Raw genomic sequence first — 14323 nt, 5'->3', positions numbered from 1 at the left:
TTTTGGTTCGCAAGTTCGCAGAAGAACGTGGCGTGGACTCATTGCGAACTTGCGAACCACCACACTGGGGTCCGCAAACCACTAAAACGAGCGTAAAGACACTCGCCGGGCGACCGCTTCTTATGGTGCGAACGGCCCGCGGGCAACCCTTTTCAGGGCAGGCCAGGACGGTCCCGCGAGGGTTTCAATGGCCCCGCCGCTCACGATCTTGAACCCGAGGCGGCGGGCTGCGAACCAGTACTGGACGATCATCGCGCCTATGACGCCGGTCAGCGCTCCCGCGACCACGTCGCTCGGGTGATGGGCCAGCAGCACGATCCTGCTGATGCAGATCAGCACCGCATAGACGAACATAAAGAGCGTCATCCGCCGCCACACGGCGGAGACCGCGAAGGCCAGTGCGAATGCGGTAGTCGCATGGCCGGACGGCAAGCTCTCGAAAGCCGGGTTGCCCGCAAAATGCTGGAAGAGGAAAGCATTGGCATCGCCGCCGACAAAGGGCCGGCTCCTGCCGATGATGAGTTTCAGAACCTCGCCGCACAGAACCGCGAACAGCACTGCGAAAAACAGATACTGAATGCGCACACCGAACGCGATCAGGATTGACCGCAATACGTCACCCAACAGCGGCAAAACCAGCAGAATGACGAAGAGCAGTCCCGCCAGTGCCCACAGCACATAGCTCGACTTGCCGAAATCGGTGAAGATCCGCAGCCACCACAGGCTGGCCGTGCCGCGAGCCGGCATCTGCTTGATGGTCGCAACATCGACCGCGAACATCAGAATTCCGATGGCAAGCGCAGTCAGGGCGGCAACGCCAATCCATCGCCGCGCCAGCGCGCGGCGCGCCTCGGCACGGCGCGAATGCGACGGTGCGCGCACGAGCCGCGTTACCGACTGCCACGCAACCTGACCGACCTGCGTCATATAATTTGCCGGTCGCGCGCCGGTAGTGACCGCCATTTACTCCGTACCTTCGGAACGGAAGATGGCGACCGAAATTGCGCGGCCTTGCGAGAAATTATAGCCGTCGATGCGTGTGCCGGCGTTGTAGCGCAGCCCGATCGCTTCGGCGCGCTGCGCAAAGGCGCGCTCTTCGCGCCATTCCACCAGCGCAAAGCGGCAGCTTCCCTGCAACAGGAAGTCCGCCGCGCCCGAACCGTTGGTCAGCAGCGTCGATGTACCCACCATAAAGACAAGGCTCGGCTCCTGGAAACCTGCGGCCGCGGCAGCCGGCCCGACGCATTCGACGCTGCGCAGCGCGCGCGCGATCTGAACGCTCGGGAACAGCGGTGCAAGCGACGGCACGACGACGCCGTAAATGCACGCCGCCATGAACCACGATGCGCCAATCGCGTTCAGCAGAGAGCGTTCGGCGTGAGTGTCGTCATACATCCACCATGCGAAGAGCCCGAAGATCAGCGCACCGGCCGCGAACGGCCAGGCCAGAAATTCCGGCTGCCGCAGCAGCGCGATCGCACCGATAATGGATGCGACTGTGATGATCAGCGGCAACACGAACCACCAGGCCGATCCGCGCACAATCCATGCGGAACGCGACAGCACTTTGCGCTCCAGCGCGCCGACGATCAGAATGGCGATGGCTGGATAAAGCGGCAGCACATAATGCGGCAGCTTGGTGATGACGAGTTCGAAGATGATCCAGGCCGGCAACAGCCATGCCAGCAGAAATTGCGCACCGGGTTCGCGGCGCGCGCGCCAGATCGCCGGCGTCGCCATGCCAGCCATCGCTGCGCCGGGCCAGAACGTCACCCAGAACAGGATGAAATAGAGTCCAGGAGGCGCACCGTGCGACTCCTGCGGACTGGCAACCTTGCTCAGCATGTCGGCACCGAGCGAATTCGCGAAGAAGGTGTCGCCGGCCTTGAGGAAGATCGCGATGAACCACGGCAGCACCAGCACCAGCGTCCACATCAATCCCCAGACCGGACGCAGCCGCCACAGCCACGCCGACGAACGATCGAGGACCGCGAGGGTCACGATGGTCGTTGCGACGAACATCAGGATCAGCGGGCCTTTCAGCAGAATGCCGCCTGCGATGGCCGTCCAGAACACAAAGGCGAGCGTCCATGACGGATGAGGATTGTCGTCGCCGCGCTGCCACGACAGGTAAGCGCGCGCCATCGCGCCCATCACGGCTGTCGTGGTCAGGAGCAGCATCGCGTCGGTCTTGGCCAGACGCGCTTCGACCCCCAACAGGATCGAACTGCACATGATCAGCCCGGCAATCAGCGCGCCGCGCCGGGTCACGAAGGCCAGTGCCGTCCAGTATGTCAGCAGCACGGCGCCGATCGCGCCGATCAGCGAAGGAATGCGATAGAGCCAGATGCGCACCTGCGCGCGTGGCAAGCCGAGCTTCGATGCGGTCTCCACGACGGCGGCCTGCGCCCAATAGATGCCGACTGGCTTCTTGTACCGCACCTCGTCCTGGAAACGGATGTCGACGAAATCGCCGCTTTCGACCATCTGCTTCGTTGCCTGCGCGAAGCGGGCTTCGTCACGGTCAACCGGGGGAATATTGAAGAAGCCGGGCAGGAAGAACAGCAGGCCGACCAGCACAAGCAAGGATACGGCACGGGCATGGCTCCCGACCGCGAAGTCGACAACACGCGCGAGCCCACTGCCGGGATTTTTCTGTTCCACGGGCTCGCGCGGCGCGCCAAATCTTGGTCTTGGGTAGCTCTCAGCCATCGGTTCCGCATACGCTGAAACCGATAGCCGGACAACAGGTTGGGTCCGCCCTACTGAATTCTCACGACAACTGTGTCCGCCGCGCCAGTCGCGTCCATCACGGTCAACCGGACGAAGCCCGGCCCCGGCGGATCGACCAGTTTCTGGCGCCGGCTATCGATATTCCCGACCGCGACGCCGTTAACCATCATGGTCATGGGCAGCACGCCGCCCGCCACCTTGACCGGCATGGCCGACTGGCCTGCGTCGCCGCCGCCGTAGGCGTCGATCCGCGAGCCGTTCAGGGGGAACTGGATGTGCAGCGCCTGTTCGCTTCCGGTCCGGACGAAGTCGCCGGAGGGTCTGAACCGCCGCAGCGGTAGCGGTAACTTGGCATTGCTGGCCACAAGCGTCCCCTTCGGGGCTTTCGGCAGCGCCACCGGCAGCTTGCCGGTGCGGGCGAAGGCATCGAACAGGATCGGAGCCGCCGCCGTCCGGCCGGTCAGACCCGGAACCGGCGCGCCGTCCGGCCGTCCGACCCAAACGCCAATGGTCATACGGCCGTCGAAACCGACCGACCAGGCGTCGCGGTAGCCGTAGCTGGTGCCCGTTTTAAACGCGAGCCGGTTATGCGGCGCGTTGTCCGGCGGCGGCGTGCCCATCAACACATTGCCGACCAGCCATGCAGCGGACGGATCGAGCAGACGCCGCGTCTCGGGCTCGGCGGCGTCGCCGGGCCGCACGATCTCCCGGAGCGCCATCGTCTCGCCCAGCCGGGGGAATCCCGAATAGAGCCGGACCAGGTCATTCAGGGTCACGCCGACGCCGCCGAGCCCCATGGCGAGGCCAGGCGTTTCGTCCTTCGGCAGGATCAGGTTCGCACCCGCCTGCTTGATCCGCGCCGTCAGCCGGCTCGAGCCGATCCGGTCGAGCAACGCGATAGCCGGGACGTTGAGCGACATTTGCAAGGCCTTGCGCACAGCGACGGTGCCCTGAAACGTCATGTCGAAGTTTTCCGGCGCGTAGTTGCCGTAGCGGATCGGCCGGTCCTCGATCAGGCTCTCGGGATGCACGAAGCCGTCCTCGAACGCGAGACCGTAAATGAAAGGCTTCAGTGTCGAGCCCGGCGAGCGCACCGCGCGGGTCATGTCCACCTGCCCTGCGCGCCGCGTGTCGAAGTAATCCGACGATCCCACGTGCGCCAGCACATCGCCGCTTTCGTTGTCGACCGCGAGAAGGCCTACCGACACATCGGGTCCGAGCGCGATGGCGCGATCCCGCGCCAGCGTCTCCAGCGCCTTCTGAATTCCGGAATCCAGCGTGAGCTGGATGAGCGGCGTGTCCTTGAATATCGCGAGCGACTGGTCGGTTGCATGCGGCGCGAGCAGCGGCATCGGCTTGCGCAGGCGCGGCACGATCTCGCGTTTCGCGTGAGCCGCATCGTCGGCGGAGACGCGGCCATCTTCCACCATGCGCGCGAGTACGCGGTCTCGCGCGAACTGCGCCACCTCGGGATGACGATCGAGCCGCCGCGTTTCCGGCGACTGCGGCAGCGCCACCAGCAGCGAGGATTCCGCCAGTGACAGCCGTTTCGGCTCTTTGCCAAAATAGGCGAACGACGCCGCGCGCACGCCTTCGAGGTTGCCGCCGAACGGCGCCAGCGTCAGATAAAGATCGAGAATTTCGTCCTTGCTGAATTTCCGCTCAAGCTGGACCGCGCGAACCATCTGCCGCAGCTTGGCCGTTACCGACCGTTCCTGCCGCGGCTCCATCAGCCGCGCCACCTGCATGGTGATGGTCGAACCGCCCGACACGATGTGACCGCGCGTGACGAACTGAAACGCGGCACGTCCCATCGCCAGCGGATCGACGCCGACGTGCGAGCGGAAACGCTTGTCCTCGTAGCTCAGCAGCAGGTTGAGATAGCCGGGATCGACATCCTTTGCATGGGCCGGCAACCGCCAGCGCCCGTCAGCCATCGCAAACGCGCGCAGTAATTTCCCGTTACGATCGACAATGGTCGTGGAGATCTTCCGCGCATCCGCGAAAGGCAGCGGCGGGAACGACGCCACCCACACCGCACCCGCGATAACGCATGATGCGGCAGCAGCGGCCGTAGCAACTGCAAATCGTCGAAGGATGCGATGCCTGCTTTTTACTCCGTCAAGGCCGGGCATAGCCGTTCGAAGAACGGCGTCGCTTCGCTCGCCTATGTCCCGGCCATCCACGTCTTGTTTCCCTTTAGAAAAGAAAGGCTCGGATCCCCGGGACAAACCCGGGGGTGACGATGGAGAAACATTGGTGTCTGGTCTCTCGCTCATTTCGCCTTGGTCACCTCAACCGTTCCGGTGCCGGTGCGGCCATAGCGCGAGGGATTGTACATGTCCTCGACATAGGCCTGCGGCAGCACGTATTTGCCGGGCGAGACCGCGCGCACGATGTAGGCGACTGTGAACACGGCTTCGTCCTTCGCTTCACGCTCAATCGCTGCGCTGAAGCGATCGTCGCGGAACTCGGTGTTCTCCGGCTCCTCGCCATCCTCGATCCAGTCGAGCGTTCCGCTATCGCCGGACGACACCAGCTTCGGATTGTCGATCTCAAGGCCCGCCGGAAGATAGTCGACCACCATGATGCGGCCGAACTCCGGCTTGGCTTCGGTGACCTTCAGCACGACGGCGAAGCGGTCGTTCTGCTTCGCTTTCGATGGATCGGCAGGCTTGCCGTCAAGCGTGAAGAAGTTGCGCTCGATCTTGAAGCCGTTCGACGCCGCTGGCTCCGGCGTGACCGGCGCGCCGGTGACCGAGACCACCGCCTGCACCGGCGTCTCGCCGCTGTTGGTGATGGTGATCGGCTTTGCCGCAACGTCCGCGCTGCGATAGTTGCGGTAAACCGCGTTCTTCGCAACTTCGCCGTTGACCGTTACAGCGAGGCTGTTCGCCTCCTTCGATAGCGCCCGTGACGCCAGCACCAGCCACGCGTTCTCCTGTGTCGAGGTGTAAGGCGTCAGGCCGCGCGCGGCTTCGACCCGTTCGACCGCAAGGCTGATCGTCGCCTTCGGCGCGCTGCCTTCGCTGGCAAGCGAGACCAGCGCCGCAGCGTCGCGCAGCGAAGAGCCATAGTCCATGCGGCCGAACTCAAGCGCCGGTTTCGGATTGAGACTATTGACCGCCGCCGAATACACCCGCTCCGCGCGGGCACGGTCGCCGACCAGTGCCAGTGCCGCAGCAAGCTGGGCCTTGGCGATGGGGGTCGCGATGTTGTTCAGCTTGGTGTCGGCGAGATAACGCAGATCGCCGATCGGCGCGGTGCCGTTCTTCGCCAGCACATAGAGGCCATAGGCGAGATCGCGGCCGCCGTCCTTCTCCGGCTCATCGGCGTTGACCACCGAATTGCGGATGCGGTCCAATGCCGTCCTGAACAGGATGTCCGGCACGGCGAAGCCCTTTTCGCGGGCCCGCGTCAGGAAGTCGGTGACGTAAGCATCGAGCCAGGCATCGTCGCCGCCCGCCGACCACAACCCGAACGACCCGTTCGAGCCTTGCCGCGCGAGCAGCTTGTCGATGGCATCCTTGATGCGCTGATCGACCGCCGTATCCAGCGCCAGATGGTTCTCCGCCGCGAGATCATTGACGTAGAGCAGCGGCATGGCGCGGCTGGTGATCTGCTCGGAACAACCGAACGGATAACGGTCCAGCGCCTTCAGGATCGTCGCGGCATCGAGCGCGGTGGACAGACCGACCGACAGTTGAACGCCGCCGGTGCCCTGCACGAGATCGCTGAACATGTCGGACGTCAGCGTCAGGCTCTCGCCCTTCGCCAGAGTCCGCACCGAGCGGCGCGCGAGGATCTGCGTCGCCGCCTTGACGTCGAGCGCGTAGTGGCGCGCCAGTGTCAGCCCGTTCGGGCCCTTGATATCGACATCGAGCGCCGCCTGCCCGGCCCCGCCCGCCGCATCGATGGCGAGCGCGACAGTGCTGCGCTGCTTCGCGGCCAGCCGCATGGTGGTCGCAGGATTGCCGGTGAGCTTCACCGGACCCGATGTTTTGACGCTGATGACGTAATCGCCCGCCGCGCCTTCCACGTTATCGAGATCGAGATTCATGGTGCCGCGATCGCCGCTGAGCAGGAAGCGCGGCAGCGTCGCCGTCAACACCACGGGATCGCGAACGGTGACGTCGGTGTTGGCGCGGCCCACCTTGGTCGCGGTCCATGCGACCGCCATGATGCGCGCGGTGCCGGCGAACTCCGGAATGTCGAAGGCGACTTCCGCCGTGCCGTTGGCGCTGACCGTGACAATGCCCGAATACAGCGCCAGCGGCTTCTGCGTCGGCGGGCTGCCGCTTAGTTCTGCGGCAGCGCCGTCACCGCCGGTGCGGATCTGCCCGCGCGTGCCCTGCATGCCATCGATCAGTTGCCCATAGAGGTCGCGGATTTCGGACGTCATGCGGCGCTGGCCGAGATAGTAGTCATCCGGCGCGGGCGGCTTGTAATTGGTCAGGTTGAGAATGCCGACGTCGACAGCAGCCACCACGATTTTCGCGTCTTCACCGCGGCTTAACCCCTCAATCTTCACTGGCAGCTTGAGCACCGTGCCCGGACGCACCAGCGCAGGCGGCGTCAAACTCACTTTGAGCGTGCGGTCGGCCTTGTCGATGCCGAACCATTTCAGGCCGATGGCCCGGCCCGGCATCCGCCGAGCAGCGGCATCGAGCGGGCGGCGCAGCGTGGCGACAATATAAGCGCCCGTGCCCCAGTCCTTGCCGACAGCGATGTTGATCTTGTTTTGGCCTTCCTTGATGTCGGTGGATTGCGTGGTCAGCAGGCGATCGCCCAGCACATTAATCGTCAGCTTGCCTGCGGTACGGGCGTTGACCGACACCACCATGGTGTCGCCGGACTTGTATTCCGGCTTGTCGATAGAGGTTTCCAGCAGGTCCGGCGTGTCTGCGCTGCCGTCGGAATACCAGCCAACATCGAACTGCACCGAGGTGATCGGGCCATCGTTGTCGCCGGTCTTCACGTCGAGACGATAGCGGCCGGGCTGCGGCGACACGGTGATGCGCGCGGGCTTGTCGGCCGCCAGGGCGATAGCTCCATCGGCCACACGCTTGGTGGACTTCACCGGCTCGTAATCCCAGGATGAGCCCTGCCGATACCACTGGTACCGGGACTCAAGCTTGAGCAGTTCGTAGCGCAGATCGCTACGCGCCAGCGATTTGCCGTCGGGCGCTGCGAACACAACGTCGAAGTTGGCGGGGTTGCCCTCGGCGACATTCCTGTCGGCGAACAGCGGCTTCACGCCGATCATCGCCTCATTGGGCGCGACCGGAATCGTCAGCTTGCGCTCGACCGCGCGGCCGCCGGTTTCCACCATGCGCACGAAGATCTGCGCTTCCTGCGGACGGGTCGATGACGGCGGCTTGGGCAAGCTGACCTTGAAGGTCGCCTTGCCGTTGGCGTCCGCCTCCGGGAGATTTTCCAGCGGCGTGCGTTCGTTGCTGGACGTTTCCTCGTCCGCCACGCCGAACTTGTAGCCTGCAAAGCCCGGACGATCCGAAGCTGTGGCGACCAGCATGTCGCCTTCGAGGGCGAGGCCGGACGCGGGAGCGCCGTAGAGGAAGCGGCCATCGATTTCAAGTTCCGCTGGAACTTCAGCCGTTATCTCTTTTGCTTTGGAAATTAAGGAAAACTCGATGCGATCAGCAACATAATCCTCAACCATGAAGGTGGTTTCACCCACCGACGGCGCCTTCGGATCTGTGAACGCCCGGACCCGCCATGTGCCGGTCGGCACGGCTGAATTGAGCGGCAAAGTCAGGCTGCGGCCGCCAGCGCCCTGATCGGGCACCACCGAGCGGCGGAATTCCACGCCATCCGGGCGCTCGACCACCAGCGTCAGCGGCGTGCCGGTCACGCCATTGCCCTTGCCGTCGCGCAACAGCGCTGTGAGGTAGACCGTCTCGCCGGAGCGGTAGACGCCACGCTCGGCATAGACGAAGGCGTCCGGTCCCGCTGGCACCGTGCGACCGGAAACGCCACGATCGGTCAGGTCGAACGCGTTGGACTTGAGGCTCAGGAACGCGTAGTCGCCTTTGTCGCCGGAGACGGACAGCAGCGCGGGCGACAGGCCGCCCTCACCGCGCGCCAGTCCAGCTTCGAACAGCACGTGACCCGCGCTGTCGGTCTTGCGGGTGGCGAGCACTTCATTGCTGCGCGAGACCAGCCGAACTTCCGCATTGGACGTGGGCTCGGTCGATGCCAGCGAATTGACAAACACATGGACGCCGTCGTTGCCGGAGTACGCCGTCAGGCCGAGATCCGAAACGATGAACCATTGCGTTGCCAGTGAGCTTGAATCGTCGTCGCCCGAAGACGATCCCGGCCCCTTGGCCGCAGCCGTCATCACGTAGACGCCCGGCTGCATATCGCCGACAGCCTGATCGATCGGGAATGCGGTGACGACATCGGCGTTCAGGGTCTGCGCGGTGGCGACCTCGCCGGTCCAGACCTTGACACCCTTCTCGTTGCCGAGATCGGACAACTCATAGCTCGACAGGCTGCGCTGGAAATCGCTGCCCAGGACCGAGTTGATCAGGTTGCGGTCGCCGATGCGGAAGATGTTCACCGACACCGACGGCGTGTTGACGCTGACCAGCGGGATGCCCTTCTGGCCGGTGCGCGGCAGCACATAGGCGCGGCCGGTAAAGCGGACGAACGGCTTGCGGTCGCGCACATAGATGTTGAACTCGGCGGACTTCGGCAGCGTCTCCTTCACGGTCGACGGCAGACCCGCGCGCAGATTGATGGTGTAGCGCTCGCCGTGCTTGAGGCCCTCAACGCACAGCTGCTTTTCTTCGGAGGTCAGCGCCGGGCTGTCGGTGCCTCCCAGCGCCACGAAGGGATTGAAGTCCGTCCGCTTGGCGAGGTCTTCGGAGAACTGGAAGCAGGCGCGCGGCGAGGCCGAGTCCGAATCCACGCTGTAATCCAGCAGCCGGAAGCCCTTCTCGTCGCGCAGCTTTTCGTACTGGCCGCGGACGTCCGCGACCTCCTTCTGGTCGAGTGACAGGCGCAGCGCATCGAGCGCCGGACGCCAGAGCTTCCGCTCCGCCAGTGCGCTGCCCAGCACGGCCAGCGCGTCGGCTTCCTCGCCCGCGTTCGCGGCGCGCTGATAGGCGATATAGGCCGCCGTGGACGCGCGCTCATGGAAAAAGGTGCGCTCGCGATTGTCGGAGGGGCGGATCTGGAAGACCGTCCTGGCCAGCCGCAGCCAGTTGCCGCTGTCCTCGGGCGCCACGGCGGCCGTCTGCCCCAGCAGGACCAGCGCGCCGCGCAGGTCGCTGCGCTTGAAGGCAGCATCCGTGTCGGACTTCAGCGTCGCCGCCGTCTTGTTGATGATCCCGGCCTCGGTCTTGATCTGGGCCTCGAGCCGGATCGCCGAGTCAGCCAGATCGTCCCGCTTGAATGCCTTGTCGGCGGCATGGGCTGAAACCAGACCAAGCGCGAGCGTGGCGCAAACCGAAATGGCGCGGACCAGACCAATCATGATGAAAACTCCCTGCGGGCGAACGTGGGTCGCCTTGAATACAGACAATGCGCGAATCGTGACGGACTCATGGTCGTACCGATATCGGGTCAAAAGATTCCGCGCGACGGCCGCGCACATGCGTTGCGAATGAGCGCACCAAGCCATTGACCCGGCAAACACAGGACTTTAGGTCGGAGATGCCAAAGGCAACGCGGGCCCTCGGGTACGCCCCGCCTGTCTGTCGGCCGAACCACCGGAAAGGTTCAGAAATTTCATCGCCGGGTGGCGGTTTTTTCACGTTCGCGGTGGTATGAGAGCCGCAACGGTCCCGTAGCTCAACTGGATAGAGTAGCGGATTTCTACTCCGCGGGTTGCAGGTTCGAATCCTGCCGGGATCGCCAATATTTCAATGAAATGCGCGCTTGCAGCCGCAGCCGGAAACAATCTCCTCGGCCGCATTGCGAAAAACCCGCCGGTGCGACCCGGCGGGCTTTGGACACTTGCGGTTAAACCGCGTCCTTTGCGGCCTTGACCGGCCGCGCCCGAACGATCTTGCGGGCTGGCTTCGCCTTGAAGGTCATCGGCTCGCCGGTGAAGGGGTTGGTGCCCTTGCGCGCCTTGGTGGCCGGCTTCTTGATCACAACGAATTTCGCGAAACCCGGCACCAGGAAGACACCCGTCTTCTTGAGTTCCTTGTAGCCGATGGTGGCGAGGGTTTCGAGGACGCCTTTGACGTCCTTCTTTGCGATTTCGTTTTCCGAAGCGATCTTCTCGATCAGCTGCGATTTAGTCAGTTGCGTTGCCATGTTGGCTCCCAGTGATTCGTGCCAGCAGACTTTACGTCGTTTGCGGCCGATAAAGCTGGAATTAGCGCGAAACCCGGCCAGCAATGCACTCAATTCGCATGGAATCCCCAGATTTTCTGCTCCGCGGGTTTCAGATTCGAATTCCACCGGGATCGCCACCAGCACCATGCAAAAAGCCCGGCACGAGGCCGGGCTTAAGTCTGAAAACTGGAGAAAGTAAAAAGGTAAGTGTCGTCCGTAGTCTTCAGTGCATCATCAATCAGTACTTGGCGACGACCGGTCCACCAAACTTGTAGCTGATGCGGCCCCTGACGTCGTTGGTGCGATAATCGGCGCTGCCGAATGCGATCCCATGCCCTGCCGGGAAGGCTCCCGCAGGAACCGAGACATCGGCGCGGCCGAGGTCGGTGTAGCGATACTCAACGCCCACGATCCAGTTCGGCGTCATCATGTATTCGACGCCGGCACCAACCGTCCAGCCGACCCGGGTATCCGAATTGGTACGTGAGTCGGCGCCGACGCCATCACGCACGATGCTCAGGGTTGTTTCCGTTTGACCAAATGCGACACCGCCGACCGCGTACAGCAACCATGCATTTGAGGTCCAGCCCAGGCGTCCACGGATCGCGCCTTGCGTTCTCAAACGTGCATTGCCATCGATGTGGTCAGCCGGAGGCCCGGCCTGAATCATCACTGCACCCGTATTGTGATCGGCGTAGCTGATGTCGCCTTCGATACCGAGCAGCCAGTTCGGGGAGAATTGCCAGTTGTAGCCAATCTGGCCGCCGCCGATCACGCTCGTGTCACGCAGACCGCGCGATCCCAACAGGGCCAAAGTCGGGTAGCTGGCGTCGTAGCTGGAATCCAGCCATTGCCCACCGACGTTGCCGCCGATGTAGAAACCGGTCCAGCTGTAAACCTGTACGATTGGAGGTGCCTTGACATAAGGCCGGGGTGCCATGTCCGCGGCGGAGGCAGTGCCTGCCGAAAGTACCGTGACGGCTGCGGCCGCGATCAAGAAATTGCGCATGTAATGCTCCAAAGAAAAAGAAGCTCAAAATGATGGCGAGCCGAACCGTCCTCGAATACCATCATGGTCGGCGGCTAAAGTCTGTCACCTGAAGGCCACAGCCAGTACTTTTCCTCATCCCGGTACCATTTTGGACAGTTTTGCTGTCCTATTTGGTTCAGGCGGCAAATTCCAAACACGTGCCAAAAATCTGATACAAGCCGCCCAGCGAAACGCTGAACACAGAAAGATATCGACCATATGGGTTTTAAGGAGCCGAGTTTTGCGGACCGGCAGGCCGCCGCGCAGAACGCCAGGAAGAACATTCTCGAGAAATTCAAGGCCAAGCCGGGACCTGACGATCCTGAGGTTCTGAAGAAGGCCGCCGAACGGCAGGCACAGGCCGCCGCCCGCGCGGAGGCGCAGAAGCTGCGCGAAGCCGCCCGGGCTGAAAAGCTGGCGCGCGAAGCCGAACTCGCTGCACAGGCGGAGGCAGAGGCACGCCGTCTCCAGGCCGAAAAGGAAGCCGCCGAAGCGGATCTCAAGGCCAAGCAGAAGGCTGCACGTGATGCGCGCTACGCTGCGCGCAAGGCAAAGAAGTAGTATCGCAACATCGTCTCGTGACGAATTCATAGTTCAGCAGGCTCACCCTCATCGGGCGAGCCTGCTGAAAAGCAAAAAGACGGGATGAAGATTTACTTCTTCATCTCGTCTTTTTTCATGCCGTCCTTGGCCATGCCGTCTTTCTTCATGCCATCCTTCGACATGGTGTCCTTCTTCATGCCGTCCTTCGACATCGCGTCTTCCTTCTTCATGCCATCCTTGGACATCTTGTCCTGGGCGAAGGCCGCCGGCGCGAACGCCAGGCCAAGCGAAAGAATTGCAGCGGTGGCGCCGAGCGCGAAACGTGTGGTGCGTGCCATTTAAGTTCGTCCTCTCAATCCGTTTTCTGGTGCGACGAAGGTCGCTTCAGGGTCTTCGTTGAGAAACGGGCTTCGTTACCGCGGACGGGCGATAATTTTCACACCTGCGGCTTCCCGGAACTTTCCAACCGCCACGAAGGCACGCGCCGACATGGCTGCCGGATCTGGTGATGGGGCCGGAGTCGGTCCGTTAGGCGCGCGCGCGGCTGCTTGCCGTCGTGCGCTTTCCTGAACGCGGGGTTTTCTGCCTGCGAACAGCCGCCTTGCCCTTGACCGCACCGGCTTTGACCGGGGTCGCAGGCTTCTTCGCGAACCGCGAAAGGACTGCGCGGACGTCGGCCTGCATCTGTGCGATGGCGTGCGCATCTCCGGCCAGATGCTTGAGCAGGCACTGCTGAAACAGCCCGTCGAAAACGGCGTAAAGCACCGCCGGCGTCAGTTGCTGGGGCTCACCGGTCAGTTCCGCAAACCGGCTCATGATCCGCCAGATCATGTTCTCCAGGCTCTTGTCGATTTCCAGTACGTCGGCCCGGAACTCTTCCTCGAACAGCGACTGCGAACGCAGGTCGTACCAGAGCCGGTGCATCTGCGCGTCGTTGCGGACGGTCTCGCTCAAAGCGGACAGAAATCCCTCGAGGAGTTCCTCATGGGTTTCCGCACCGGCGACAACCTCGTCATAACGCGTCACGCAGACCGCCTTGTATTGGCGGACGCAGCACGTCATCAGATCGACCTTGTCCTTGAAATAGTAGTGCAGCACGCCATGCGAAAAGATCGAGTTCTGCGCGATCTCACGCAGACTGGTCTTTGCATATCCGAGTTCAGACAGCGTCTGGAGCGCAGCCTGGGCGAGTTCCGCGCGCCGCTCAGCAAATTTGTCGACCCGCTGCCCGTTGATGCGGTCAACTTTTTCGATCGTGGCCGCAGCCATTGTTCCTCAGCCTTTCAAATCCCCGTTTCAGGGATAACACCGGATCGCTTCAGATCAAGCTCTCATGTGCGCCTGTCTAGAATCTTCGCGAGGCCGCTTCTGTGAACCACGCAACACAGGAAAAGTCCGATTGGACACTTGACCAGCATTTTCTTGACGATTGTATAAATTTTCTTGACAATTGTCAAAGACGAGCCTCTGATCGCGATGCTCCCCGCCAAGAGGGACAAGAGGAAAACATCAGGGAGGATAAAATGCGGCTTGCAGGCACCTGCAAACGGTCCATCGGTCCTGTCGCCGGTCTGAACATCGGCCTTCTCCCGCTCCCGAAAACATTGCCGGATCTCGCCGCGGCAACGCGCGAAGCGTAACGAACGGCGGCAGCAATCGCCGCCGTCGCGACGGGCTCTTCTCACTACAGAACAACTGAACGGCAGC

9 protein-coding genes and 1 tRNA gene are annotated in these 14323 nt (G+C 62.9%); 2 read left to right on the top strand and 8 right to left on the bottom strand.

Annotation, left to right across the window (positions count from 1 at the left end):
• Positions 1-120: 120 nt before the first annotated feature.
• From AC1Q6J_RS16720 to AC1Q6J_RS16705, 4 genes are all read right to left on the bottom strand, one after another.
• Positions 121-963, bottom strand: coding sequence for a phosphatase PAP2 family protein (locus tag AC1Q6J_RS16720; RefSeq protein WP_492280341.1), 843 nt, complete (start codon positions 961-963; stop codon positions 121-123).
• Positions 964-2712, bottom strand: coding sequence for an ArnT family glycosyltransferase (locus AC1Q6J_RS16715; RefSeq protein WP_492280340.1), 1749 nt, complete (start codon positions 2710-2712; stop codon positions 964-966).
• Positions 2713-2762: 50 nt separating this feature from the next.
• Positions 2763-4868 carry a penicillin-binding protein 1C gene (gene pbpC / locus AC1Q6J_RS16710; RefSeq protein ID WP_492280339.1) on the bottom strand — a complete coding sequence of 702 codons (2106 nt, stop codon included), beginning with the start codon at positions 4866-4868 and terminating at the stop codon, positions 2763-2765.
• A 140-nt stretch (positions 4869-5008) separates the two neighbouring features.
• Positions 5009-10234 (bottom strand): alpha-2-macroglobulin family protein, encoded by a 5226-nt coding sequence (locus AC1Q6J_RS16705; protein WP_492280338.1) that lies wholly within the window; start codon positions 10232-10234, stop codon positions 5009-5011.
• A gap of 306 nt (positions 10235-10540) precedes the next feature.
• Between AC1Q6J_RS16705 and AC1Q6J_RS16700 the strand changes: the two genes are divergently transcribed.
• Positions 10541-10617 (top strand) — tRNA-Arg (locus tag AC1Q6J_RS16700).
• Between the two features lie 105 nt (positions 10618-10722).
• Here the strand turns inward: AC1Q6J_RS16700 and AC1Q6J_RS16695 are convergent.
• Both AC1Q6J_RS16695 and AC1Q6J_RS16690 read right to left on the bottom strand, forming a co-directional pair.
• Positions 10723-11022, bottom strand: a complete 300-nt coding sequence (locus AC1Q6J_RS16695; RefSeq protein WP_492280337.1) for an HU family DNA-binding protein — start codon at positions 11020-11022, stop codon at positions 10723-10725.
• A gap of 259 nt (positions 11023-11281) precedes the next feature.
• Positions 11282-12052: an outer membrane protein gene (locus AC1Q6J_RS16690; RefSeq protein WP_492280336.1), complete on the bottom strand. Its 771-nt coding sequence runs from the start codon at positions 12050-12052 to the stop codon at positions 11282-11284.
• A 240-nt stretch (positions 12053-12292) separates the two neighbouring features.
• Here AC1Q6J_RS16690 and AC1Q6J_RS16685 point away from each other — a divergent pair, with 240 nt between their 5' ends.
• On the top strand, positions 12293-12634 hold the full coding sequence (locus AC1Q6J_RS16685; protein ID WP_492280335.1) for a DUF6481 family protein: 342 nt from the start codon (positions 12293-12295) through the stop codon (positions 12632-12634).
• A 92-nt stretch (positions 12635-12726) separates the two neighbouring features.
• Here AC1Q6J_RS16685 and AC1Q6J_RS16680 read toward each other — a convergent pair whose 3' ends face one another.
• Positions 12727-12954 carry a pentapeptide MXKDX repeat protein gene (locus AC1Q6J_RS16680; protein ID WP_492280334.1) on the bottom strand — a complete coding sequence of 76 codons (228 nt, stop codon included), beginning with the start codon at positions 12952-12954 and terminating at the stop codon, positions 12727-12729.
• A 190-nt stretch (positions 12955-13144) separates the two neighbouring features.
• Complete coding sequence (locus AC1Q6J_RS16675; protein WP_492280333.1) at positions 13145-13885, bottom strand: TetR/AcrR family transcriptional regulator; 741 nt, start codon at positions 13883-13885, stop codon at positions 13145-13147.
• Positions 13886-14323 lie beyond the last annotated feature (438 nt).

The sequence above is a fragment of the Afipia sp. MLSD5-FHT05B12 genome (genome assembly GCF_058793355.1).
The sequence above is the reverse complement of the archived record's forward strand: the minus strand, read 5'-3'. Positions and strand labels throughout refer to the sequence as shown.